The following is a 22,415-nucleotide window of genomic DNA, read 5'->3' as shown; positions in this document are numbered from 1 at the left end:
CGGTCGGGGTCAGAGCTCGATGCCCGATCGCTCGGCGACCGTGTGCATGTCCTTGTCGCCGCGGCCCGACAGGTTGACGAGCAGGATCTTGTCCTTCGGCAACGTCGGTGCGAGCTTCACGCCATACGCGATCGCGTGGCTCGACTCGAGCGCGGGAATGATCCCCTCGATCCGGCAGCAGTCGTGGAACGCCTTCAGCGCTTCCTCGTCGGTAATACCGACGTACTGCGCGCGGCCGCTGTCCTTCAGCCATGCGTGCTCGGGGCCGACGCCCGGATAGTCGAGGCCCGCCGACACCGAATGCGTCTCGATGATCTGGCCGTTGTCGTCCTGCAGCAGGTAGGTACGGTTGCCGTGCAGCACGCCCGGGCTGCCGGCGATCAGCGACGCCGCGTGATGACCCGTGTCGAGGCCGTCGCCGGCTGCTTCGACGCCGATCAGCTGCACCGACGTGTCGTCGATGTACGGATAGAAGATGCCCATCGCGTTCGAGCCGCCGCCGACGCAGGCGATCACCGCGTCCGGCTGCCGGCCCGCGAGCTCGGGCATCTGCACCTTGCACTCGTCGCCGATCACGCGCTGGAAGTCGCGCACCATCATCGGGTACGGGTGCGGGCCCGCGACCGTGCCGATGATGTAGAACGTGCTTTCGATGTTCGTGACCCAGTCGCGCATCGCTTCGTTCAGCGCGTCCTTCAGCGTGCGCGAGCCCGATTCGACCGGCACGACCGTCGCCCCGAGCAGCTTCATCCGGTAGACGTTCGCGGCCTGGCGGCGCACGTCTTCCGAGCCCATGTAGACGACGCACTCCATCCCGAAGCGGGCGCAGATCGTCGCGGTCGCGACGCCGTGCTGGCCGGCGCCCGTCTCGGCGATCACGCGCTTCTTGCCCATGCGCTTCGCGAGCAGCGCCTGGCCGATCACGTTGTTGATCTTGTGCGCGCCCGTGTGGTTCAGGTCCTCGCGCTTCAGGTAGATCTGCGCGCCGCCGAGCGTCTCGCTCCAGCGCTGCGCGTGATAGATCGGCGACGGGCGGCCGACGAAATGCTTCAGCTCGCGCTCGAATTCGGCGACGAAATCGGGATCGTTCTGGAATTGTTCATACGCCGCGCGCAGTTCGTCCAGCGCGTGAATCAGCGTCTCGGCGACGAACACGCCGCCATACGGGCCGAAGTGGCCGCGGTCATCAGGAAGGTTGTACATGGTGTCTCTCTCGATCGGTCGGGGCGCCCCGCGTTCGGGGCCGCGCCGGCTTGCATCACCCGGCGTCCGCTTCGCGCACCGCGCGTACGAACGCCGCCATCCGGGCATGATCCTTCACGCCCTTCGCGCCCTCCACTTCGATGCCACTCGAGACATCGACAGCAAACGGGCGCAACTGGCGAATCGCATCACCGACGTTTTGCGCGCTCAAGCCACCACTCAAAACGGCCCGATGCGCGAGCTCTGCGGGAATAAGAGACCAATCGAAGACCTTGCCGCTACCGCCGTAATCCGGCACCAGGGTGTCGAACAGGAGGCCGCGCGCTTTCGAATAATGAAGCCCCGATTCTACCAAATCGGCCGATTGCGTCGAGGGGCCGACGCGCACCGCGCGCAACCACGGCAGGCGTGCCGCGCGACCGAGCGCGTCGCACTGCCCCGGCGTCTCGTCGCCATGGAACTGCAGCAGCGTGAGCGGCACGTCGCGCACGACGGCCTCGATCTCGGCTTCGGTCGCATTCACGAACAGCCCGACCACCGACACGAACGGCGGCGCGAGGCGCGCCAGCTCGGCCGCCTGCGCGATCGTCACCGCCCGCGGGCTCTTCGGGTAGAACACGAGACCGATCGCGTCGGCGCCGAGCGCCGCCGCGTGCAGCACGTCCTCGGGGCGCGACAGCCCGCACAGCTTGATACGCGTGCGCGGCGGCGCGGCGGCGGGATCGGAAGAGCGCGCGGTGTCGGTCATGGTTGTGGATCCAGATCGGCCCAGACGCTGCTCCACGGCACGCTGCCGAGCTGCGCGGGCGGGACGGCGAATTCCGCCGGGTAGCCGACGTGGGCGAGGTACAGCCCGTCGGCCATGAACGTGGGTGCCGCGAGATTGCGGTCGCGCCCGGCCAGCACGTCGGCCAGCCAGTCGGCCGGATAGCGGCCGCGACCGACCGCGACGAGGCAGCCCATCAGGTTGCGCACCATGTGGTGCAGGAACGCGTTGGCGCGGAACCGGAAATGAATGAAATGGCCCACGCGCCGCACGTCGATCTGGTACAGGTGTTTGACCGGCGTCTTCGACTGGCATTCCGACGACCGGAACGACGAGAAGTCGTGCTCGCCGATCAGGTGCGCGGCGGCGGCGCGCATCGCGTCGTCGTCGAGCGGCGTATGGATCCAGCCCGCGCGCCCCGCCAGCATCGGCGAGCGCACGGGATGCACGTACAGCGCGTAGTAATAGGTGCGCTCGAACGCCGAGAAACGCGCGTGAAACGTCTCCGGCATCGGCTTCGCCCACTGCACCGCCACGGTCGGCGGCAGGAACGCGTTGGTTCCGCGCACCCACGAGAACACCTCGCGATCCAGGTCGGTATCGAAATGCACGACCTGCCCGAGCCCGTGCACGCCCGTATCGGTCCGCCCGGCCACCGTCGTATGCAGCGGCACGCGCGCGAACTCCGCCAACGCGTGCTCGAGCCGATCCTGCACGGTCTTGCCGTGCGGCTGCGCCTGCCAGCCGCAGAACGCCGCGCCGTCGTACTGAATGCCGAGCGCGATCCGCATCACACCTCGTCCGCCAGTTTCGCGAGCAGCGCACGCGCATCGTCGCGCGTCGCGGTGTCGTTCGCGTCGACCACTTCCTGCAGCAGCGTCCGTGCGCCGGACAGGTCGCCCAGCTCGACGTATTCGGTCGCGAGGTCGAGCTTGTTGCGCGCGATGCGGGCAAGCTCGTCCGGTGTCAGCGCCGGCAACGCGGCGCCCGGCGTCGACGGCAGGTCCAGATCGAAGTCGAGCTTCAGCGCGCCGAACTGCGCGCCGCCGAGCGGTGCGAACGCGGGCGCCGAGGACGTCGCGCCCGAACGGCCGTGCAGGGTCGCGCCGCCGTCCCATTCCGGCTCTTCTTCCTGCTCGGCAAGTTGTTCCGGGGTCTGATCGCCAGCGCCAACCGGCGGGCGCGAGGCGGATTGACCGTTAGTTGCGCCCTTGTCGTCGACAAAAAGCCCTGCCTTCGGGGCCGGTTCGGTCGTCGACAGCGACGCTTCGTCCGGCATGCGCGGCGGCAGCGGCATGTCGAGACTGTCGAGCGCGGCGATCGCGCTCTGCATGAGCGCTTGGTGCGTGTCCGCCGTCGGGGCGGCCGGCGCGTCAGCCGGTGCGTGGGCAGGCGCTTCGAGCGGCTTGTCGGCCGGGGCGTCGACCAGGGTGTCGGCCGGCTGCTGCTTGTCGTGGCCGGCGTCCACCGCTTCCGCCACCTCGCCCGCGTCGTGCTCGTGCGGCGTGGAATCGACATGGCCAGGCTCGGCGGACGGCAACGCCACCTGAGCATCGTGGGCTTCGTGCGCCTCCCCAGTCTCCACCGCCTCCGCGGTCGCGGCCGCCAGATGCACGTCGGCTGCCGCATCGCGCGACACCGGCGTCTCGGGCTGGATCGGCAACTCCTCCACGACCGACGGCTTCACGTCGTCGGCGCCGGAAGCCGCCTCGGCAGCGCCGCGCCGCGCGTTGCGGCGCTTGCGCCACATGAAGCCGGCCACCAGCAGCGCCGCTGCCGCGCCGGCCGCGGCAACGGGGCGCCAGTCGACCCGCGCGGCCGCGCCGGTCGTCGTCACCGGACGCACCGGCGGCGTCTGCGGTTGCGCCGCGCTTGCCGCGCCGCCGGTCGCCGCGGCCTCGCTGGCTCCCGGCGCAGCGGCGGACGCGCCTGCGTCGCCGGCCGCCGGCCGCGGCGCGGACGGCGCCTGCGGACGCCCCGCGTCGGCCGCCGCGCCGGTTGCGGCCGGCTTGCCGATCCCGTGTTTCTGCAGTTCCATCAGCACGCGATTCTTCAGTGCGAGCAACTGCTGCAGACTGGACGGACGCGCCTGCGACGCGGCCGCCACCGGCGCCGCGCCCGGGGCGGCATGCGAGCCGGCCGCCGGAACGCCCGGCGTCGACGGCGCAACCGCTTCGCTGGCAGACGACGGCGCAGCCTGGATCGAGCCGCTCCACACGTGCGGCCCGCTCGCGCCGGCCTGCTGCGCCGCAGGCTCGGCGCCGGGCCCGGACGCGCCGACGGCAGCCGACGCGCCTGCGGTTGCCGCCGCAGCATGCGCGTCGCTCGTCTGCGCCGGATGAACGGCGGATGCCGCGGGCGCGCCCTGCACCGCCGACGCCGCATGCGCCGCCGAAGCGGGATGCGGCGCGGACGCCGCGCCGGCGGACGCCGCCGTCGTCACGGAAGCCGCCGACGCGCCGGACGCGATCGCCGCGCCTGTCGCATCGAGCGCGGGCACGGTCAGCGTCGCACCGACTTTCAGGCGGCTCGCGTCGTGCTTCATGAACGCCTGCGGATTGGCGTCGAACAGCGCGCGGCCAGCGCGCGCGAGCACACCGGGATCGCGCGACTGCGTGGCCGCTTTCGCGATGTCGTTCAGCGACTGGCCGGACTGGACCGTGATCGTGAGCGGCGCGGCAGCGCCAGCAGCGGTCGCCGCGGTGTCGCTGGCGCCGGCCGCCCAGGCCGGCGCGACGGCGCCGAGCGCCAGAATCGCCAGCGCGCCACGCACGGCGCGCGACAGACGGGACTGACGCGGAAACAAGGAAATTCGGGACATCGTTGGCTCTATCGCCGCGCGTGGGCACGGCTCGGATTCGCGGTTGAAAGCGTCAATAAAGTTGCCGCAGAAATGCAAAAGCGTCGCGTTGAACGCGACGCTTTCGGCGGGTCTGTGCGTCGTAACCGCGTAGTTTACTTCACGTGATCGGGTTCGGGCCGAATTCGTCCCCGGTTGCTGCGCACCGGCCCGCACGCACGCGGCGTTTCAGGCGGCGCCCGCACGGTCCGGCGGCCAATCGGGGCCGCCCCGCCCGGTTCGCAAACAAAACCTCGGCAATTGCGGCAACCCCCTACATTAACCTCCTGCCGGGAACGAATCCACCGGCTTATACTTCGCGACGCATCCTCTCCTCGTGCCAAAGGAATCGATGCAAGAAAGCCCCGGCCGCGCAAGCGGTTCGGGGCTTTCACGTTTTTGCGCCGGGCATTTCGCGCGCGACCGGCGCCGCCCCCAAACCGCCGGCGAAAACCCGCAGCCCGAGAACAAAGTGTCATCTCCACCATCAATAATTCGCCGCGCCTGCCGTTAATGAAATCAAGGCAGAAAATTCAAATAAATCCAGCCCCCGCATCCAAATCACATTCAAAATAATTTCAATCGATCGATAAGAAGTCAATTCTTCCATCTAATCGACGAATTGACCATTCGTCCCATCAAATCTCCCGCCCAGCAAGGCTCACAAGCCCATCAGAGCGCCCCCAGCCCCCTCAAAAATCGACCTTTCGTTTGCTATTCACCCGCATTACACAAATTTACACAAATTCGAGAACGATCATCGCTACGATCAACCGCAAATAAGAATCAGCGCAATTCGACCATTCCGATCGGCCGGACTGACGCGACGAGATTTCAGGGAGTTTTACCGTGCAGTCGCGCGACTGCATTCCTTTACCAGCTCGTTACGGGGATCGAACATGGGCTATCAACAGGGTTTGAGCGGGTTGGCCGGCGCGGCGAACCATCTCGACGTGATCGGCAACAACATCGCGAACGCAAACACGGTCGGCTTCAAGCAGGGTCGCGCGAACTTCGCCGACATGTACGCGAATTCGGTTGCGACGTCGACCAACACGCAGATCGGCATCGGCACCCGGCTCGCGTCGATCAATCAGCAGTTCGGCCAGGGGACGATCAACACGACGAAGTCGTCGCTCGACATTGCGATCAACGGCAACGGCTTCTTCCAGATGTCGAACAACGGCGTGACGACGTATTCGCGTGACGGCGTCTTCCACCGCGACAAGAGCGGCGCCATCGTCGATTCGCAAAACCGCAACCTGATGGGCTACAACGCGACCGCGGGCGGCGCGATCAATACGGCGGCGACCGTGCCGCTGCAGGCGCCGACCACCAACATCGCCCCGACCGCGACGACCAAGATCACCGGCCAGTTCAACCTGAATTCGCAGGACAAGGTGCCGGCCAAGACGCCGTTCGACCCGAACGACAACACGACGTACAACTACAAGACGTCGATCCAGGTCTACGACACGCTCGGCGGCGCGCAACAGGTCGACATGTATTTCGTGAAGAGCGGGGCGCCGGCGCCGGCCGGCACCTGGCAGGCCTACGCGGGCGTGCAGGGCCAGACGCCGACGAATCTCGGCACCGTCACGTTCGACACATCGGGCCAGATCGCGAGCACGACGCCGGTCGCGCCCGTCACCGGCTCGACCGGCCAGTTCCAGTTCACGATCCCGGCCACCGGCGGCTCCCTGACGCCGCAGAAGCTGACGCTCGACCTGGGCGGTACGACGCAGTTCGGCGGAAAGAGCGGCGTGACCAACCTCGCACAGGACGGCTTCGCGAGCGGCACGCTGACGACGTTCTCGATCGGCACCGACGGCAAGCTCACCGGCAACTACTCGAACGGCCAGAGCGCGGTGCTCGGCCAGATCGCGCTCGCGAACTTCAACAACCCGAACGGGCTCGAGAACATCGGCGGCAATCAGTACGCGGAAACCGCCGCGTCGGGCGTGCCGCAGATCTCCGCGCCGGGCAGCACGAATCACGGCACGCTGCAGGGCAGTGCGCTGGAAAACTCGAACGTCGACCTGACGTCCGAGCTCGTGAACCTGATCAAGGCGCAGCGCGATTACCAGGCCAATGCGCAGACGATCAAGACCCAGCAGACCGTCGACCAGACGCTGCTGAACATGCGCTGACGCGCACATGAAAAACGCGCCGCGCCAGCCTTGATAGCGTCAAGGCCGGCGCGGCGCGCTTGTTGCGTGGACCATTCGTCCCGCGGGCCGAATGCCCCTTTCGGGCTTACTTGTCGAGCAGGATGCGCAGCATGCGGCGCAGCGGCTCGGCCGCACCCCACAGCAGCTGGTCGCCGACCGTGAACGCGGACAGGTATTCGCCGCCCATCGCGAGCTTGCGCAGGCGGCCGACCGGCACCGTCAGCGTGCCCGTGACGTTCGCCGGCGACAGGTCGCGCATCGACGCTTCACGCTCGTTCGGCACGACCTTCACCCAGTCGTTCGCCGACGCGAGGATGCCGTTGATCTCGTCGAGCGGCACGTCCTTGTTCAGCTTGATCGTCAGTGCCTGCGAGTGGCAGCGCATTGCGCCGATCCGCACGCACAGGCCGTCGACCGGGATCGAACCCGGCTCGCCCATCGCCGGCTTGCCGAGGATCTTGTTGGTTTCCGCGCCGCCCTTCCACTCTTCCTTCGACATCCCGTTGCCGAGATCCTTGTCGATCCACGGGATCAGCGAGCCGGCGAGCGGCACGCCGAAGTTGCTGGTCGGCATCGCATCGCTGTTCATCGCGGCCAGCACGCGGCGGTCGATGTCGAGGATCGCGGATGCCGGATCGGCGAGCTGCTCCTTCACCGCGCCGTTCAGCGTGCCCATCTGCGACAGCAGTTCGCGCATGTTCTGCGCGCCCGCGCCCGATGCGGCCTGGTAGGTCATCGCCGTCATCCAGTCGACGAGGTTCTCGCGGAACAGGCCGCCGAGCGCCATCAGCATCAGGCTGACCGTGCAGTTGCCGCCGATGAAGTTCTTCGTGCCCTTGACGAGCGCGTCCTTGATCACGTCGAGGTTGACCGGATCGAGGATGATGACCGCGTCGTCCTTCATCCGCAGCGACGAGGCCGCATCGATCCAGTAGCCGTTCCAGCCCGCTGCGCGCAGCTTCGGGAACACGTCGTTCGTGTAGTCGCCGCCCTGGCACGTGATGATCACGTCGCACTTCTTCAGCTCGTCGACGTTGGTCGCGTCCTTGAGCGTAGTCTCGTTTTTCGCGAACGACGGCGCTTTGCCGCCCGTGTTGCTGGTGCTGAAAAACACCGGTTCGATCAGGTCGAAATCGCCCTCTTCCTGCATGCGCTGCATCAGGACGCTGCCGACCATGCCGCGCCAACCTACGAGACCTACGTTCATGACTAACCCTTTGATGGAGCTTCCCCGCCATTTCCGTCCCCGGTGTGACCGCGCGGGGAAATAGGCGGGCACGACGGACGATCAGCGTTTAATGATCGTTTTCGTGGTAATGGTTTTCGTGATGACGATGGCGCGCGCACCCGCACGGGCAATGTTGCCGTGGAGTTTCAAGACCGGGGAGATCAGGGAAATTTGCGCCATCGTTCGAGTCTACACAAAGCCGGTTGCCCGCACAACGGCCAACCGCGCGCGAACCGGCCGTTTTTTCACGGCCGCGTTCGCACCCTTTACCGCCTTCTTACAGCGCCGCGACCACCGCGTCGCCCATCGCCGTCGTGCCGACCTGCCGGCCGCCCGGCGTCGCGATGTCGCCCGTGCGGTAGCCCTGTTCGAGCACCGTTTTCACCGCGCGCTCGATGCGATCGGCCTGCTCCACACGATTCAGCGAGTAACGCAGCATCATCGCGGCCGACAGGATCGTCGCGAGCGGGTTCGCGATGCCCTTGCCCGCGATGTCCGGCGCCGAACCGTGCGACGGTTCGTACAGGCCCTTGTTGTTCTTGTCGAGCGACGCCGACGGCAGCATGCCGATCGAGCCCGTCAGCATCGACGCTTCATCCGAGAGGATGTCGCCGAACATGTTGCCGGTGACGATCACGTCGAACTGCTTCGGCGCCTTCGCGAGCTGCATCGCCGCGTTGTCGACGTACATGTGCGACAGCTCGACGTCCGCGTACTCCTTCGACACGTCGATCATGATGTCGCGCCAGAACTGCGACGTTTCGAGCACGTTCGCCTTGTCGACCGACAGCAGCTTCTTCGCGCGCTTGCGGGCCGCCTGGAACGCGACGTGCGCGATGCGACGCACTTCCGGTTCCGAATAGCGCATCGTGTCGAAGCCTTCGCGTTCGCCCGCGAACGGGCCGTCCGGCGCGGCACGCACGCCGCGCGGCTGGCCGAAGTAGATGTCGCCGTTCAGTTCGCGCACGATCAGGATGTCGAGGCCCGCGACCAGTTCCGGCTTCAGCGGCGATGCGTCGACGAGCTGCGGGTAGCAGATCGCCGGGCGGAAGTTCGCGAACAGCTCGAGATGCTTGCGCAGCCCGAGGATCGCCTGCTCGGGGCGCAGCGCGCGCTCGAGCGAGTCGTACTTCCAGTCGCCCACGGCGCCGAACAGGATCGCGTCGGCTTCCTTCGCGAGTTTCAGCGTCGCCTCCGGCAGCGGATGACCGCTTGCCTCGTAGCCCGCGCCGCCGACCGGCGCCTGTTCGAGTTCGAACGTCTCGTCGAGTGCGTTCAGCACCTTCACCGCTTCATTGACGATTTCCGGACCGATGCCGTCGCCGGGCAGCACTGCAATCTTCATGCGAAATTCCTGACTGGGTAGGTTTTTATGGAGGCAGGCCGGCGAACGCGCCTTCGGCGCGCCCGCCCGAAAGGCTCGATCAGCCGACCAGCTTGGTGTCGAGCCACGGCTGCTTCACGAGGCGCTCGGCCTCGAACTGGCGAATCTTGTCCGCGTGGCGCAGCGTGAGGCCGATGTCGTCGAAGCCGTTCAGCAGGCAGTACTTGCGGAACGCGGTGATCTCGAACGGATACTCGCGGCCGTCGCCCGCACGCACGACCTGTGCGTCGAGGTCGATCGTCAGTTGAAAACCGTTGAACGCCACCGTCTCGTTGAACAGGTGATCGACCTGCTGCTCGGTCAGCACGATCGGCAACAGCCCGTTCTTGTAGCAGTTGTTGAAGAAGATGTCCGCGAAGCTCGGCGCGATGATCGCGCGGAAGCCGTACTGCTGCAGCGCCCACGGTGCGTGCTCGCGCGAGCTGCCGCAGCCGAAGTTCTTGCGCGCGAGCAGCAAGGATGCGCCCTGGTAGCGCGGCTGGTTCAGCACGAAATCGGGATTCAGCGGACGCTTCGAGTTGTCCTGGCCCGGCTCGCCGTGATCGAGGTAACGCCATTCGTCGAACGCGTTCGGACCGAAGCCCGTGCGCTTGATCGACTTCAGGAACTGCTTCGGGATGATCGCGTCGGTGTCGACGTTCTCGCGATCGAGCGGCGCCACGACGCCGGTATGCACAGTGAATTTTTCCATGATCCGTCCCGTTACCCCAGCTGGCGAATATCGACGAAATGACCTTCGATCGCCGCGGCCGCCGCCATCGCGGGGCTCACGAGGTGCGTGCGACCGCCCGCGCCCTGCCGGCCTTCGAAGTTGCGGTTCGACGTCGACGCGCAGCGCTCGCCCGGATCCAGCCGGTCCGCGTTCATCGCGAGGCACATCGAGCAGCCCGGCTCGCGCCATTCGAAGCCGGCATCCGTGAACACCTTGTCGAGCCCTTCGCGCTCGGCCTGTGCCTTCACGAGGCCCGAACCCGGCACGACCATCGCGAGCCGCACGTTCGACGCGACACGACGGTTCAGTTTCTTCACGACGTACGCGGCTGCGCGGATGTCCTCGATGCGCGCGTTCGTGCACGAACCGATGAAGATCTTGTCGACCTTGATCGACTCGATCGGCGTGTTCGGCTCGAGCGCCATGTAGGCCAGCGCACGCTCCATCGCGTCGCGCTTGACCGGATCCTTCTCGCGTTCGGGATCGGGCACGCGACCGTCGATCGACGTGACCATTTCAGGCGACGTGCCCCACGTGACCTGCGGCACGATCTCGGCCGCGTTCAGCTCGACCACGCGATCGAACTGCGCGCCTTCGTCCGACTTGAACTGACGCCAGTATTCGACGGCCTGATCCCATTCCGCACCGGTCGGCACGAACGGACGGCCCTTCAGGTAATCGATGGTCGTGTCGTCCACCGCGACCATGCCCGCGCGCGCGCCGGCTTCGATCGCCATGTTGCAGACGGTCATGCGGCCTTCCATCGTCAGCGCGCGGATCGTCGAGCCGCCGAATTCGATCGCGTAGCCCGTGCCGCCGGCCGTGCCGATCTTGCCGATGATCGCGAGCACGATGTCCTTCGCGGTACAGCCGCGCGGCAGCGCACCCTCGACCTTCACGAGCATGTTCTTGCTCTTCTTCTGCAGCAGGGTTTGCGTGGCGAGCACGTGCTCGACTTCCGACGTGCCGATGCCGTGCGCGAGCGCGCCGAACGCACCGTGCGTCGACGTATGCGAATCGCCGCACACGATCGTCATGCCCGGCAGCGTCGCGCCCTGCTCCGGCCCGATGATGTGGACGATGCCCTGGCGCACGTCGTTCATCTTGAACTGCGTGATGCCGAACGCATCGCAGTTCGCGTCGAGCGTGTCGACCTGCAGCTTCGAGACGGGATCGGCGATGCCGTGGCTGCGATCGGTGGTCGGCACGTTGTGGTCCGACACGGCCAGGTTCGCGCTGATGCGCCACACAGGACGCTGCGCCATCTTCAGCCCTTCGAATGCCTGCGGGCTCGTGACTTCATGCAGCAGCTGACGGTCGATGTAGAGCAAAGTCGTGCCGTCTTCCTCGGTGTGGACCACGTGGGTGTTCCACAGTTTGTCGTAGAGAGTCTGTGCCATGGGTATGCGGGGTCGTTGTGACTACAAGCCTTGCGGATGCGGTCGATTATGCCACGCAGATCGCGCCCCGGCGCGCACCTCGCGAGAAAAAACCCAATAAAAACAGCATCTTGGCTGGTAGTGCCAATACCTGTATCGGCATTACCCGGCAATCGTTGTCGAACTTGATCAGATGTGGATACATCTCTCGATTAGATCTGGATACAGCACGTCGGAGACGCCTGCGAAGCCTTACACGGCAAGGTGTATCCAGAACCATTCGAGGACACGAAGCATTCTTTCCATCTACATGGGCAGGATCGCGCGCGCAAAGTCGTGTTTCGCAAGAAGATCTCGCGGAAGCAGCTGCTTGAGTTCTTTGCCACGTTCCATCCTTGTACCGTTGTCGTGAAGGCCTGCGCAGGTGCGCATTGGATGGCACGCAAGCTCAGCGAGTTCGGACACGCCGTCAAGGGGACAAGAATATTCGGCACCTGTTGGTCCAGTGTGCCAGAGCATTTATGCTTCGGCTGGACAAGCAGTCCGGCCGCATGGCCGACTGGGTTCGCTCAATGCTGGCGCGACGACATTCCAGCGTGGTCGCCTGTACGCTGGCCAGCAAGCTTGCACGAATTGCATGGGCGATCGTGATCCGGCAAAGCGACGACGCGAACGTGACGGTCCGCACACAGCGATGAATATTACAATGTGTAATGCAATGTTATATCATCTCGATACCATTCGCTTCCGCTCATCGAGCGTCCCATTCAATGTCCGCTTTTTCCGCGACCGCCGCCCCTGCGGCCTCCCACCGCCTGATCGCGATCGACGCGCTGCGCGGCTTCGTCATGCTGCTGATGCTCATCGATCACGTGCGAGAGACGTTCTTCCTGCATCAGCAGGTATCGGACCCGATGGATGCACTGTCCGTCGATCCCGCGCTTTTCTTCACGCGGCTGACGAGCCAGCTCTGCGCGCCGGCGTTCGTGTTTCTGACAGGACTGTCGGCCTGGCTCTACGGCCAGGACCGCTCGCCCGCCGCGACCGCCGCGTTTCTCGTGAAGCGCGGCGCGTTCCTGATCGTCCTCGAGCTGACGCTCGTCTCGTTCGCGTGGACGGCCGAGTTCCCGCCGTCGACGCTATGGCTGCAGGTGATCTGGGCGATCGGCCTGTCGATGGTCGCACTCGCGGCGCTGCTGCGCTTGCCGCGCGGTGCGCAGTTCGCGCTCGGCGCCGTGATCGTCGCCGGCCACAACCTGCTCGACGGCTTCCGGCTCGGGCCCGATTCGGCGGGCTTCGTGCCGTGGTCGATCCTGCATCAGCGGGTGTTCATCGATCTGTGGGACGGCATGCGCGCGCGGACGACGTACCCGGTGCTGCCGTGGATCGGCGTGATCCTGCTCGGTTACGCGGCCGGCCCGTGGTACGCGCGCGGCACCAACCCGCACGCGCGGATTCGCCGCCTCGCCGGCGTCGGCATCGGGCTCGTCGCGGCATACGTCGCGTTGCGCGCGCTGAACGTCTACGGCGACGCGCCGTGGCGCGCGACCGGCGACGCGTTGCGCACGGCCATGAGCTTTCTCGCCGCGACCAAGTACCCGCCGTCGCTGATGTTCCTGCTGCCGACGCTCGGCGCATCGCTGCTGTTGCTCGCGTGGTTCGAGCGGCGCGAGCGGTGCCCCGTCGCGCATCGCCTCGCGCTGCTCGGCGGCGCGCCGATGTTCTATTACCTGCTGCACCTGTACGTGCTGAAGGCGTTGTATCTGGCCGCACTCGCGACATTTGGCGCGAACCAGGGCGTCGTATTCGGCTTCAGCGCGCTGTGGGGCGTATGGCTCGTCGCCGCGCTTCTTGTCGTGCCGCTCTACTGGCCAGTGCGGTGGTTCGCGCGGCTCAAGCAGCGCCGCAAGGATCTCCCGTGGCTGAAATACCTGTGAGCGGCCGCGCGCGATGGCGCGCGGCCGCTCCCGCCGGCGCCGCGCTTGTGCTGATCGCCGCCGCCGACGTGCATGCGTCGTCGGTCACGCTCTACGGCATCGTCGATACGAGCTTCGTCTACACGCGCAACAGCGGCGGAACGCCGGATCGAATCGAACTGCAAAGCGGCAGCCTGTCCGGCTCCCGCATTGGACTGAAGGGCGTCGAGCAGCTCGGTGGCGGTGCCGTGGCCGTGTTCCAGCTCGAGAACGGCTTGAACGCCGGCACCGGCCAGATGAACCAGGGACGCCGGCTGTTCGGCCGCCAGAGCCATGTCGGCCTGCGCTCGGCGGGCGGCCACATGATCGTCGCGGGCCGCCTGTACGACCCGCTGACCGATCTCGTCCAGCCGCTGCAGGGCGACGGGTATCTGGGCCAGACCTTCTCGACGCCCGGCGACGTCGACAACGCGGATGCGAGCGCCCGTTTCAACCACGCGGTCAAATGGACGAGCCCGCGCGCGGGCGGCCTGCAGGCGTCGGCGATGGCCGCGCTCGGCGGCGTGCCGGGCGCGGCGGGTTCCGGGCTCTCGCACGGCGCCGCGCTGGCGTACCGGCGCGGCCCGTTCGCGGCGGCGGCCGGCTATCTGCATGTCGACCTCGGCAACCCGGCGCATGTGCGGCGCGGCGCATCGAGCGCCGATTCGCTGTTCAACAGCGCCGTGAACGCCGCGTACGCGTCGGCGGCGGCCGTGCGCATCGTCCGCGTCGCCGCGCAATACACGTTCGGCGCGGTCACGGCCGGCGGCTACTACAGCGACGCGCGTTACCTGCCCGACGGCGCGTCCCTGTTCGGCCGCGCGCAGCACTACCGCAACGTGTCGATCCACGGCGTGTGGCAGGCCACGCCCGCGCTGAACGCGGTGCTCGCGTACAACCACCTGCATGCATCCGGCGATTCGTCGGCCCGCTATCGGCAACTGAGCGCGGGCGCGGCCTGCCTGCTCAGCAAGCGCACCGATCTCTATGCGATGGTCGGCTACGCGCACGCGACCGGCTCGAACGGCAGCGGTTCGGCGCAGGCGGTCGTCGGCGCGACGGGCGTCGATGCGGGCGGGCCGTCGCAGCTGCGGGTGAACGCCGGGCTACGGCATCGCTTCTAGGCAGTGTTCTGCCCCAGAAACAACTTTGCATAGCCGAGCCACTTTCTGAACGATGGAATCGGCGGTTGCCGTCCAGACGAATGGACGTTTGTGCTGGTTGTACTGCTAGCGGCTTGTATCCGCTTCTAATCGAGTTTTTCATCGTGCGTGCCGAACCGCCGAACCGTTGCCGGGCGGCGGCGTCGCTGGTCCGTTTCTCGTCTGAGTGAATCGCCGTGATGACAGCGACCGGCGAAATCATTCGCAGCGCGACTTCGGACGCGAAGATGGCTCGATATAACGACTGGTAAGCACGCGTCATATCTCGCCGGTCACGTCTAAAATTCCAGGCCGGCCAACTTCATTGCGAAAGTGATTTCTGCTCCAAGACTCTCGTCAGCACCATAATGCGTGCCGCGGAGTAACGCGAGACGGCCTTGCGCAACTGCGCCACCCTGTCGGCAACCAATTTTGGTAGCATTCGGCCGGCTGGCGATATCGCATCCCGGTTTCGTCAGCAGCGCGCTCCCCGCACCAGCGCGATAACGATCAAGATAATCAAACTGAGAGAAAGAAAGGTGTCCTGTTTCATCGAATGCTTCTCGCCTGACATCCATTCCGCAGGAATCGGTCATCGGCCCTCGAAGTCAAGCATCGCGCGCCGCGTTCGCGCATGACCGCAGGCATCCCGCTTCCACTGTTCCCCGCCATGCTGCCCATTCGAATCATTTGCACCGGCAAGGCGCTGCCGTCGCGGCGCGTCACGTCCGGCGAGCTTGACGCGCTGCTCAAACACAAGCCGGGTTTCTCGCGCAAGAAGTCGGGCATCGACGTCCGCTACTACGCCGACGACGCCGAAACGCAATCCGGGCTCGCCGCGGCCGCGCTGCGCGACGCGCTGCGGCGCGGCCAGGTCGCGCCTGCGTCGATCGACCTGCTGCTGTCCGCGTCGGGCGTCGGCGAGCAGGCGCTGCCCAGCACCGCGAGCCGGATTCTCGGGCCGGCCGGGCTGCCGGCCGGCACCGCCGCATTCGACGTGAACGCGAGCTGCCTGAGCTTCGTGGCCGCACTGCAGGTCGCGGCAAGCCTGCTCGCGAGCGGCGCGTACCGGCGCATCGCGATCGTCGCGTCGGACCTGGCGTCACGCGGCATCGACTGGAACGACCCGGAAGCGTCGCTGATCTTCGGCGACGGCGCGGCCGCCGCGATCGTCGAACGCGGCGACGCGGCAACCGGCATCGAGGCGTTCCGGATGGAAACCTACCCCGCAGGCAACGCGTTCTGCGAAATCCGCGCGGGCGGCACGCGCCGCAATCCGCGCATCGGCGCCGAGCCGGCCGACTACCTGTTCCGGATGGACGGCAAGCGCGTGTTCAGGCTTGCGTCCACGGTGATCGGCGGCTTCCTCGAGCAGCTGTTCGGCGGCAACGCGCACGCGGCGCGCGACGTCGACGTCGTGATCCCGCATCAGGCGAGCCACCTCGCGATGGAACACATCCGCAAGCGTCTCGGCATGCGTCCGGACTCGCTCGTCGACATCTACGCGCAGCACGGCAACCAGGTCGCGGCGTCGATCCCGACCGCGCTGCACGAAGCGATCGAGCAGGGACGCTTCACGCGCGGCACCCGCGCGCTGCTGATCGGCACCGCGGCCGGACTGACGGTCGGCGGGATGGTGCTCGTCGCATGAAGATCCTCGTGACCGGCGCGACGAGCGGGCTCGGCCGCAACGCCGTCGATGCGCTGCTGGCGGACGGCCGCGCCGTGCGCGCAACCGGCCGCAATCTCGAAGCGGGCGCCGCGTTGCGCGCGGCCGGCGCCGAGTTCGTGCCGGCGGAACTCGCGACGCTCGACGACGCGCAGGCCGACGCGCTGCTGCGCGACGTCGGCGCGGTCTGGCACTGCGCGGCGCTGTCGTCGCCGTGGGGCCGGCGCGACGATTTCGTCGCGTCGAACGTGACCGCGACCCGCCGGCTCGCGCAAGCGGCCGTCGCGCGCGGCGTGCCGCGCTTCGTGCACGTATCGACGCCGTCGATCTACTTCGACTACCGGCATCACCGCGACATCGACGAGTCGTATCGCGCCGCGCGCTTCGTGAATCACTACGCGGCGACCAAGGCGCAGGCCGAAGACGAACTGTGCGCGCTCGCCGGCGCGCATCCCGGCACGACCTTCGTGCTGCTGCGCCCGCGCGGGCTGTTCGGCCCGCACGACCGCGTGATCGTGCCGCGCATCCTGCAACTGCTGCACGCGCGACGCGGCGTGCTGCCGCTGCCGCGCGGCGGCACCGCGCTCGTCGACCTGACCTACGTCGGCAACGTCGTGCATGCGCTGCGCGTCGCGACGCACGCACAGGTCGCATCGGGCGCCGCGTTCAACATCACGAACTTCGAGCCGTGCACGCTCGCGTCGCTGCTCGCGCGCCTGCTCGGCGATGCGCTGAAGCTGCGCTACCGGATCCGCGCGCTGCCGTATCCGCTGCTGGACGCGCTCGCGCGCGCGTCCGAGCTGAGCGGCCACCTGCGCGGCCGCGAGCCGCTGCTCACGCGCTACGGGATCGGCGCGCTCCATTTCGACATGACGCTCGGCAACACGCGCGCCGCCGCGCTGCTCGGCTACCGGCCGCCGATCTCGATCGACGACGGCATACGTCTCACCGCGGACTGGATTCGTACGCATGGCAACCATTACGGCATTTGAGGCAGGCTACTGCACCCATCCCGGCTGCGTCGCGCTGCAAGGCGCCGGCTTCTCCGCGTGCGCGTTCCCGTCGCGCTGCTACCTGCTGCAGGCGAACGGCCGGCGCTGGCTGTGGGACACCGGCTACGCGTCGCACTTCCTCGACCACACGCGACGCGGCGTGTTCGCGCTGTACCGCAAGGTGACGCCCGTGCATTTCGACGCCGCCGACGCGATCGCCGCGCAGCTCGCGCGCGAAGGCCTGCGCCCCGCCGATCTCGACGGCGTCGTGGTGTCGCACTTCCACGGCGACCACATCGCGGGACTGCGCGACTTCCCGGGCGTGCCGATGATCTGCTCCGGGGACGGCTGGCGCGCGACACGCCCGCTGCGCGGGATCGCGGCGCTCAGGCGCGGCTTCGTGCCGGGCCTGATGCCGGACGACTTCGACGCGCGCGCGTGCTTCGTCGAAAGCTTCGAGCGCGTCGCGCTGCCCGCCGAGCTCGCGCCGTTCGAGCACGCTTACGCGCTGCCGAACGCCGGCGGCGACATCCTGCTGGTCGAATTGCCCGGCCACGCGGCGGGCCATCTCGGCGCGTTCGTCGCGACCGACAGCGGCTGGGTGCTGCTCGCGTCGGATTCGGCGTGGTCGCCGCAGGGCTACCGCGAGCCGCGCGGACCGTCGCGGATCGCGCACCTGATCATGGACGATCCGCGCGCCTATTACGCGACGCTCGACCGCCTGCATCAGCTCGACGCCGGCGGCCGCGCGACGATCCTGCTTACACACGAGGGCGCACTGTGATGCAACCGCACCGCCTGCTGTGGGCCTACGCCCGCACCCGCACGCACCGCTTCGCGGACCGCGCGGCGCTCGAGCGCCACCAGGCGCGCGGGCTCGAACGATTCGCGCGCACCGTGCTCGCGCGCAGCCCGTGGTTCGCGCCGCACGCGAGCCAGCCGCGCGACGCATGGCCGCTGATGGACAAGGCGGCGATGCTCGCGCACTTCGACGCGATGAACACCGCGGAGCTCAAGCTCGACGATGTGCTCGCGTGCGCGCATCGCGCCGAGCAGTCGCGCGACTTCAGCCCGATGCTCGGACGCTACAGCGTCGGCCTGTCGTCGGGCACGTCCGGCAGCCGCGGCGTGTTCGTCGCGAGCCCGGCCGAGCGCGCGACATGGGCCGGCGTGCTGCTCGCGAAGCTGCTGCCGCATGGGCTGCTGCATCGCGAACGGGTCGCGCTGTTCCTGCGCGCGAACAACCGGCTGTACACGACGGTCCGCACGCCGTGGCTGTCGTTCGCGTTCTTCGACCTGTTCGAACCGTTCGAGTCGCTGGTCGCGCAACTCGACGCGTACCGGCCGACGATCGTCGTCGCGCCGGCCCAGGTGCTGTGCTCGCTCGCCGTCGCCGTGCGCGAAGGCCGGCTGGCCGTGCGCCCGGCTCGCGTCATCGCGGTCGCCGAAGTGCTGGAGCCGCTCGACCGCGTGCTGCTGGCCGAAACGTTCGGCCGCGTCGACGAGGTCTACCAGGCGACCGAGGGCTTCCTGGGCGCGACTTGCGCGCACGGCACGCTGCACCTGAACGAGGCATTCCTCCACGTCGAGCCGCAGTGGCTCGACGACGCGCGCTTCGTGCCGGTCATCACCGACTTCACGCGCGCCACGCAGCCGATCGTCCGCTACCGGCTCGACGACGTGCTCGCGGTGCGCCGCGCGCCCTGCCCTTGCGGCAGCCCGGCGCTCGCGATCGAGCGGATCGAGGGGCGCTGCGACGACATGCTGGTGCTGCCCGCCCGCGACGGCACGCCGCGCACCGTGTTCGCCGACGTCTGCGCGCGGGCGCTCGCGCAAGCACTGCCGCTGCACGCCGACTACCGGCTGACGCAGACGGCGCCCGCCGCGCTCTCGCTCGCGGTCGACACGTGCGTGGACGGTGCGGGCGCCGGCGCGCTCGCCGCGTGCCGGCAGCATCTCGTCGACGTGTTCGCGCGGCTCGGCGTCGCCACGGACGCGCTCACGTGGACACTGAGCCCGGCCGTGCCCGCGCGCGACTTCACGCAGAAGCGGCGCCGCATCGTCCGCGCGAAGGAGGCGCGATGATCGCTCTGCCGCCGCGACTGCGCGCGCTGGCGCTCGGCTGGGGCGCGGTCGGCGTCGCCTATACCCTGTCCAGCCTGCTGCAGGGCCCCGGGACGGTGCTCGCCGAAAGCGCGCTCGACCGGCTCGTCCCGTTCGATCCGCGCGGCGTGTGGCTCTACCTGTCGTTCTTTGCGCTGATCCCGTACGCGTACCTTCGCGCGGACGCCGCACGCGTGCCGTGGCTGATGCGCGCGATGCAGTTCGGCGCGCTCGTGTCCGGCATCGTCTTCGTGCTGTTCCCGACCACGCTGCACTACCCGCCCGTCGCCGGCGCGTCGTTGAGCGCCGCCGCGTTGCGGCTCCTCGCGGCGGGCGATTCCGCGCAGAACTGCCTGCCATCGCTGCACGCGGCGCTGACCTGCCTCGCGGCGCGCGCGCTCGTCGACGCGCGCCGTCCGTGGCGCAGCGCGCTCGTCGTGCTGTGGAGCGCGGCGATCACCTGGTCGATCGTACAGACGCGCCGCCACCTGGCGCTCGACATTTCGGCGGGCGTGCTCGTCGCGCTCGTCTGCGGGATGCTCGCCGCAAGGCTGCCCGCGTTCTCCCGGAGGGCCATCTGATGAATGTGTTCGCTTTGCCGCTCGCCGTGATGCTGGCGCTCGTGGTCGCCGACGTGGCCGGCCTGCGCTGGCTGCGCGGGCAGCGCGCGCCGTGGCGCGACGTGATCTTCAACCTGAATTCCGGGCACATCGTGCTGTGGCTGTTCCGCGGCGCCGAGGTCGCGGTGTTCGCGTGGCTGTCCGCGCACGCGAACCTGCACTGGGTCGACCGGCTCGGCGTGCCCGGCGTCTGGATCTTCACGTTCTTCGCGTGGGATTTCTGCTTCTACTGGCTGCACCGGCTGCATCACAAGATTCCGCTGATGTGGGCGGTCCACGTCGTCCACCACGAAGGCGAGCACTTCAACCTGTCGCTCGGCGTGCGCAATTCGTGGTACTCGTCGCTGACGTCGATCCCGTTCTTCGCGGGCCTCGCCGTGCTCGGCGTGCCCGTCGAGGCGTTCGTGCTGGTGGGCGGGTTCCACTATTCGGTGCAGTTCTACAACCACTGCGGCACGATCTACCGGTCCGGCTGGCTCGACCGCTTCTTCGTGACGCCGGCAAACCACCGGGTTCATCACGGCCTGAACCCGGAGTACATCGACAGGAACTTCGGCGGCACGCTGCTGATCTGGGACAAGCTGTTCGGCACCTACCAGCGCGAACTGCCGCATGCGCCGATCCGCTACGGCGTGCACGACGCGGTGCGCTCCGACAACCCGTTCTGGGCGAACAACATTCCGGTGCTGCGCTACCTCGGGCTCGCGGCGCCCCGGCTGCCCGCGCGCGATCCGCTGCGGATCGGCGACGGCTGGATCGCGACGGGAGGGCTCGCGTTGTTCGCGGTCGTCATTTACTACGTGCACCGGCAAGGCACCTTCCCCGCGCCGCAGGAGCCGCTGCTGTTCGGCTGGATCGCCGTGCAGACGATCGCGCTCGGCGCGCTGTCGGACGGACGCGCGTGGGCGCGCGCCGCGTGGAGCGTGGCGGCGCTCGCGATGCCGGCCTGTTTCATCGTCGGGTTCGGCTGGCGCGATCCGCTCGGCTGTGCGCTCGTCGCGCTGGTCGGGCTGCACGGCGCCGCCTGCCTGTTCGCGCGCGAGCGGCACCGCGCGATGCTCGGAGCGCGCTGATGGACCCGCGGCCCGCCACCTACGTGTGGCCCGAAGGCACACCGCCGTTCGACACCGAGCTGCGCGTCGCATCCGCCGCCTACCTGCGCGGGACGGGCGACCACCGCTACGCGGACGCGCGGCAATGGCTCAAGGGCGCCCTCCTGCTGACCGCCGCGCTCGGCGCAGGCGGTGTCGCGCTGACGGCCGGCGGCCCGGCACGCTTCGCGCTCGGGTACGTCGCGTTCGTGTTGCTGTTCGCGGTGCTCGCGATCAACTTCATGCATGACGCCGTGCACGGCACGCTGATCGGGCCGCCTCGCGTCTCGCCCGCCGCGGGCCGCCGGCTGAACGCGTGGATCGCGCGCGCGGTCACCGTGCCGCTCGGAATCGAGCCGGCGTACTGGCGCGTGCGCCACATCGCGTTTCATCACCCGTACGCGAACATCGAGGGCCGCGATCTCGATCTCGAGGAAAACTTCTTCCTGTGCCAGACGCCGTTCCAGACGCGCCGCCCGCACCACCGCTACCAGCACCTGTACTGGCCGCTGATCGCGGCACTGTCGATGCCGTACATCGGCTGGATCTACGACTGGTCGGATCGGCTCGGCAAGACGCCCGTCGCGCGGCACCGCGCGCTGCCCGGCGTGCGCGGCTGGCTCACGTTCGTCGGCACGAAGCTCGCGCACTTCGCGCTGATGCTCGCGCTGCCCGTCTGGGCACTGCACGGCACCGGCGTCGGATGGGGCGGCGTCATCGCCGCATACGTGTTCGCGCAGATGTGCGCATCGTGCTTCGTCGTCGGGCTGCTGCTCGGCACGCATTGGGCCGACGTCGCGTTCTACCGCGCGCCCGACTGCGAGCCGCTGCCGCACGGCTGGCGCGAGCACGGGCTGCATACGGCCGTCGACTGGCTGCCCGAGCCGCGCTGGCTCGCGTTCTGGCTCGGCGGGCTGCACCGCCACGCGACCCATCATCTGTTCCCGACCTGGCACCATCGCCACTGCGACGCGCTCGCGGCGCTCGCCGCGCCGATCGCCGCGCGCCACGGCGTGCCATACCGGGTGCTCACCTACCGCGAGCTGATCGCCGCGCAGCGGCGGTTCCTGAAGCAAATGGGCGGGGCGACCGGGACGGAATCGGAATGACGTCGCCGAGGTCCGGTCCTCCTCTTGCCGATGCGCAAGCTGGAGGCCACCC

At 68.1% G+C, this 22,415-nt stretch carries 20 protein-coding genes and 1 pseudogene; 11 read left to right on the top strand and 10 right to left on the bottom strand.

Features of this window, described 5'->3' with window-relative positions; genetic code table 11:
- Nucleotides 1-9 precede the first annotated feature (9 nt).
- From trpB to WT26_RS24720, 4 genes are read right to left on the bottom strand one after another with little or no spacing between them, the layout of a single operon-like run.
- Nucleotides 10-1,203 (bottom strand): tryptophan synthase subunit beta, encoded by a 1,194-nt coding sequence (trpB, locus tag WT26_RS24735; RefSeq protein ID WP_059521402.1) that lies wholly within the window; start codon nt 1,201-1,203, stop codon nt 10-12.
- A 55-nt stretch (nt 1,204-1,258) separates the two neighbouring features.
- Nucleotides 1,259-1,951 (bottom strand): phosphoribosylanthranilate isomerase, encoded by a 693-nt coding sequence (locus WT26_RS24730; protein ID WP_069274193.1) that lies wholly within the window; start codon nt 1,949-1,951, stop codon nt 1,259-1,261.
- Nucleotides 1,948-2,760: a tRNA pseudouridine(38-40) synthase TruA gene (gene truA / locus WT26_RS24725; RefSeq protein ID WP_027791143.1), complete on the bottom strand. Its 813-nt coding sequence runs from the start codon at nt 2,758-2,760 to the stop codon at nt 1,948-1,950. The genes WT26_RS24730 and truA overlap by 4 nt, the downstream gene beginning before the upstream one ends.
- Entirely contained in the window at nt 2,760-4,790 is a 2,031-nt protein-coding gene (locus tag WT26_RS24720; RefSeq protein WP_069274192.1) for a FimV/HubP family polar landmark protein, read from the bottom strand. Before WT26_RS24720 ends, truA begins: the two co-directional genes overlap by 1 nt.
- Before the next feature lie 917 nt (nt 4,791-5,707).
- On the opposite strand from WT26_RS24720, the gene flgE reads away from it, so the two are divergent.
- Nucleotides 5,708-6,958, top strand: coding sequence for a flagellar hook protein FlgE (gene flgE / locus WT26_RS24715; RefSeq protein WP_069274191.1), 1,251 nt, complete (start codon nt 5,708-5,710; stop codon nt 6,956-6,958).
- Nucleotides 6,959-7,064: 106 nt separating this feature from the next.
- On the opposite strand, the gene asd is transcribed toward flgE, so the two are convergent.
- The 5 genes from asd to leuC all read right to left on the bottom strand — a co-directional run bounded on the left by asd (nt 7,065) and on the right by leuC (nt 11,703).
- Nucleotides 7,065-8,186 (bottom strand): aspartate-semialdehyde dehydrogenase, encoded by a 1,122-nt coding sequence (gene asd / locus WT26_RS24710; protein ID WP_027791140.1) that lies wholly within the window; start codon nt 8,184-8,186, stop codon nt 7,065-7,067.
- Between the two features lie 81 nt (nt 8,187-8,267).
- The gene (locus WT26_RS24705) at nt 8,268-8,387 is read right to left on the bottom strand and encodes a hypothetical protein (RefSeq protein WP_021158720.1); all 120 of its coding nucleotides are present in this window, start codon (nt 8,385-8,387) and stop codon (nt 8,268-8,270) included.
- 97 nt (nt 8,388-8,484) lie between these two features.
- Nucleotides 8,485-9,552, bottom strand: coding sequence for a 3-isopropylmalate dehydrogenase (leuB, locus tag WT26_RS24700; protein WP_069274190.1), 1,068 nt, complete (start codon nt 9,550-9,552; stop codon nt 8,485-8,487).
- A 79-nt stretch (nt 9,553-9,631) separates the two neighbouring features.
- The gene (leuD, locus tag WT26_RS24695; protein WP_059521407.1) at nt 9,632-10,282 is read right to left on the bottom strand and encodes a 3-isopropylmalate dehydratase small subunit; all 651 of its coding nucleotides are present in this window, start codon (nt 10,280-10,282) and stop codon (nt 9,632-9,634) included.
- Nucleotides 10,283-10,293: 11 nt separating this feature from the next.
- On the bottom strand, nt 10,294-11,703 hold the full coding sequence (leuC, locus tag WT26_RS24690; protein ID WP_059732008.1) for a 3-isopropylmalate dehydratase large subunit: 1,410 nt from the start codon (nt 11,701-11,703) through the stop codon (nt 10,294-10,296).
- Nucleotides 11,704-11,946: 243 nt separating this feature from the next.
- On the opposite strand from leuC, the pseudogene WT26_RS36270 reads away from it, so the two are divergent.
- From WT26_RS36270 to WT26_RS24680, 3 genes and pseudogenes are all read left to right on the top strand, one after another.
- A pseudogene (locus WT26_RS36270) lies at nt 11,947-12,380 on the top strand (hypothetical protein).
- A gap of 72 nt (nt 12,381-12,452) precedes the next feature.
- On the top strand, nt 12,453-13,619 hold the full coding sequence (locus WT26_RS24685; protein WP_080485728.1) for a DUF1624 domain-containing protein: 1,167 nt from the start codon (nt 12,453-12,455) through the stop codon (nt 13,617-13,619).
- Nucleotides 13,601-14,761, top strand: coding sequence for a porin (locus WT26_RS24680; RefSeq protein ID WP_230461722.1), 1,161 nt, complete (start codon nt 13,601-13,603; stop codon nt 14,759-14,761). Before WT26_RS24685 ends, WT26_RS24680 begins: the two co-directional genes overlap by 19 nt.
- 317 nt (nt 14,762-15,078) lie before the next feature.
- On the opposite strand, the gene WT26_RS37570 is transcribed toward WT26_RS24680, so the two are convergent.
- Complete coding sequence (locus tag WT26_RS37570; RefSeq protein ID WP_155123196.1) at nt 15,079-15,375, bottom strand: hypothetical protein; 297 nt, start codon at nt 15,373-15,375, stop codon at nt 15,079-15,081.
- 74 nt (nt 15,376-15,449) lie between these two features.
- Here WT26_RS37570 and WT26_RS24675 point away from each other — a divergent pair, with 74 nt between their 5' ends.
- Genes WT26_RS24675 through WT26_RS24645 form a run of 7 tightly spaced genes read left to right on the top strand, consistent with a single transcriptional unit; the run spans nt 15,450 to nt 22,363 of the window.
- Complete coding sequence (locus WT26_RS24675; protein ID WP_059803867.1) at nt 15,450-16,430, top strand: 3-oxoacyl-[acyl-carrier-protein] synthase III C-terminal domain-containing protein; 981 nt, start codon at nt 15,450-15,452, stop codon at nt 16,428-16,430.
- Nucleotides 16,427-17,440, top strand: coding sequence for an NAD-dependent epimerase/dehydratase family protein (locus WT26_RS24670; protein ID WP_069271050.1), 1,014 nt, complete (start codon nt 16,427-16,429; stop codon nt 17,438-17,440). The genes WT26_RS24675 and WT26_RS24670 overlap by 4 nt, the downstream gene beginning before the upstream one ends.
- Nucleotides 17,418-18,224 carry an MBL fold metallo-hydrolase gene (locus tag WT26_RS24665; RefSeq protein ID WP_059714845.1) on the top strand — a complete coding sequence of 269 codons (807 nt, stop codon included), beginning with the start codon at nt 17,418-17,420 and terminating at the stop codon, nt 18,222-18,224. The genes WT26_RS24670 and WT26_RS24665 overlap by 23 nt, the downstream gene beginning before the upstream one ends.
- On the top strand, nt 18,224-19,525 hold the full coding sequence (locus tag WT26_RS24660) for a F390 synthetase-related protein (protein WP_069271049.1): 1,302 nt from the start codon (nt 18,224-18,226) through the stop codon (nt 19,523-19,525). The genes WT26_RS24665 and WT26_RS24660 overlap by 1 nt, the downstream gene beginning before the upstream one ends.
- Nucleotides 19,522-20,124 carry a phosphatase PAP2 family protein gene (locus WT26_RS24655; protein WP_059528180.1) on the top strand — a complete coding sequence of 201 codons (603 nt, stop codon included), beginning with the start codon at nt 19,522-19,524 and terminating at the stop codon, nt 20,122-20,124. The genes WT26_RS24660 and WT26_RS24655 overlap by 4 nt, the downstream gene beginning before the upstream one ends.
- Complete coding sequence (locus WT26_RS24650; protein ID WP_059828042.1) at nt 20,124-21,236, top strand: sterol desaturase family protein; 1,113 nt, start codon at nt 20,124-20,126, stop codon at nt 21,234-21,236. The genes WT26_RS24655 and WT26_RS24650 overlap by 1 nt, the downstream gene beginning before the upstream one ends.
- Nucleotides 21,236-22,363: a fatty acid desaturase family protein gene (locus WT26_RS24645; protein ID WP_069271048.1), complete on the top strand. Its 1,128-nt coding sequence runs from the start codon at nt 21,236-21,238 to the stop codon at nt 22,361-22,363. The genes WT26_RS24650 and WT26_RS24645 overlap by 1 nt, the downstream gene beginning before the upstream one ends.
- Nucleotides 22,364-22,415 lie beyond the last annotated feature (52 nt).

Origin of the sequence: Burkholderia cepacia (genome assembly GCF_001718835.1) — a bacterium.
Taxonomy (GTDB): Bacteria; Pseudomonadota; Gammaproteobacteria; order Burkholderiales; family Burkholderiaceae; genus Burkholderia; species Burkholderia cepacia_F.
The sequence above is the reverse complement of the archived record's forward strand: the minus strand, read 5'-3'. Positions and strand labels throughout refer to the sequence as shown.

Coding starts and splice junctions, on each gene's coding strand:
- trpB (WP_059521402.1), bottom strand. CDS start 1,203: ATGTACAACCTTCCTGATGACCGCGGCCACTTCGGCCCGTATGGCGGC.
- WT26_RS24730 (WP_069274193.1), bottom strand. CDS start 1,951: ATGACCGACACCGCGCGCTCTTCCGATCCCGCCGCCGCGCCGCCGCGC.
- truA (WP_027791143.1), bottom strand. CDS start 2,760: ATGCGGATCGCGCTCGGCATTCAGTACGACGGCGCGGCGTTCTGCGGC.
- WT26_RS24720 (WP_069274192.1), bottom strand. CDS start 4,790: ATGTCCCGAATTTCCTTGTTTCCGCGTCAGTCCCGTCTGTCGCGCGCC.
- flgE (WP_069274191.1), top strand. CDS start 5,708: ATGGGCTATCAACAGGGTTTGAGCGGGTTGGCCGGCGCGGCGAACCAT.
- asd (WP_027791140.1), bottom strand. CDS start 8,186: ATGAACGTAGGTCTCGTAGGTTGGCGCGGCATGGTCGGCAGCGTCCTG.
- WT26_RS24705 (WP_021158720.1), bottom strand. CDS start 8,387: ATGGCGCAAATTTCCCTGATCTCCCCGGTCTTGAAACTCCACGGCAAC.
- leuB (WP_069274190.1), bottom strand. CDS start 9,552: ATGAAGATTGCAGTGCTGCCCGGCGACGGCATCGGTCCGGAAATCGTC.
- leuD (WP_059521407.1), bottom strand. CDS start 10,282: ATGGAAAAATTCACTGTGCATACCGGCGTCGTGGCGCCGCTCGATCGC.
- leuC (WP_059732008.1), bottom strand. CDS start 11,703: ATGGCACAGACTCTCTACGACAAACTGTGGAACACCCACGTGGTCCAC.
- WT26_RS24685 (WP_080485728.1), top strand. CDS start 12,453: ATGTCCGCTTTTTCCGCGACCGCCGCCCCTGCGGCCTCCCACCGCCTG.
- WT26_RS37570 (WP_155123196.1), bottom strand. CDS start 15,375: ATGACCGATTCCTGCGGAATGGATGTCAGGCGAGAAGCATTCGATGAA.
- WT26_RS24675 (WP_059803867.1), top strand. CDS start 15,450: ATGCTGCCCATTCGAATCATTTGCACCGGCAAGGCGCTGCCGTCGCGG.
- WT26_RS24670 (WP_069271050.1), top strand. CDS start 16,427: ATGAAGATCCTCGTGACCGGCGCGACGAGCGGGCTCGGCCGCAACGCC.
- WT26_RS24665 (WP_059714845.1), top strand. CDS start 17,418: ATGGCAACCATTACGGCATTTGAGGCAGGCTACTGCACCCATCCCGGC.
- WT26_RS24660 (WP_069271049.1), top strand. CDS start 18,224: ATGCAACCGCACCGCCTGCTGTGGGCCTACGCCCGCACCCGCACGCAC.
- WT26_RS24655 (WP_059528180.1), top strand. CDS start 19,522: ATGATCGCTCTGCCGCCGCGACTGCGCGCGCTGGCGCTCGGCTGGGGC.
- WT26_RS24650 (WP_059828042.1), top strand. CDS start 20,124: ATGAATGTGTTCGCTTTGCCGCTCGCCGTGATGCTGGCGCTCGTGGTC.
- WT26_RS24645 (WP_069271048.1), top strand. CDS start 21,236: ATGGACCCGCGGCCCGCCACCTACGTGTGGCCCGAAGGCACACCGCCG.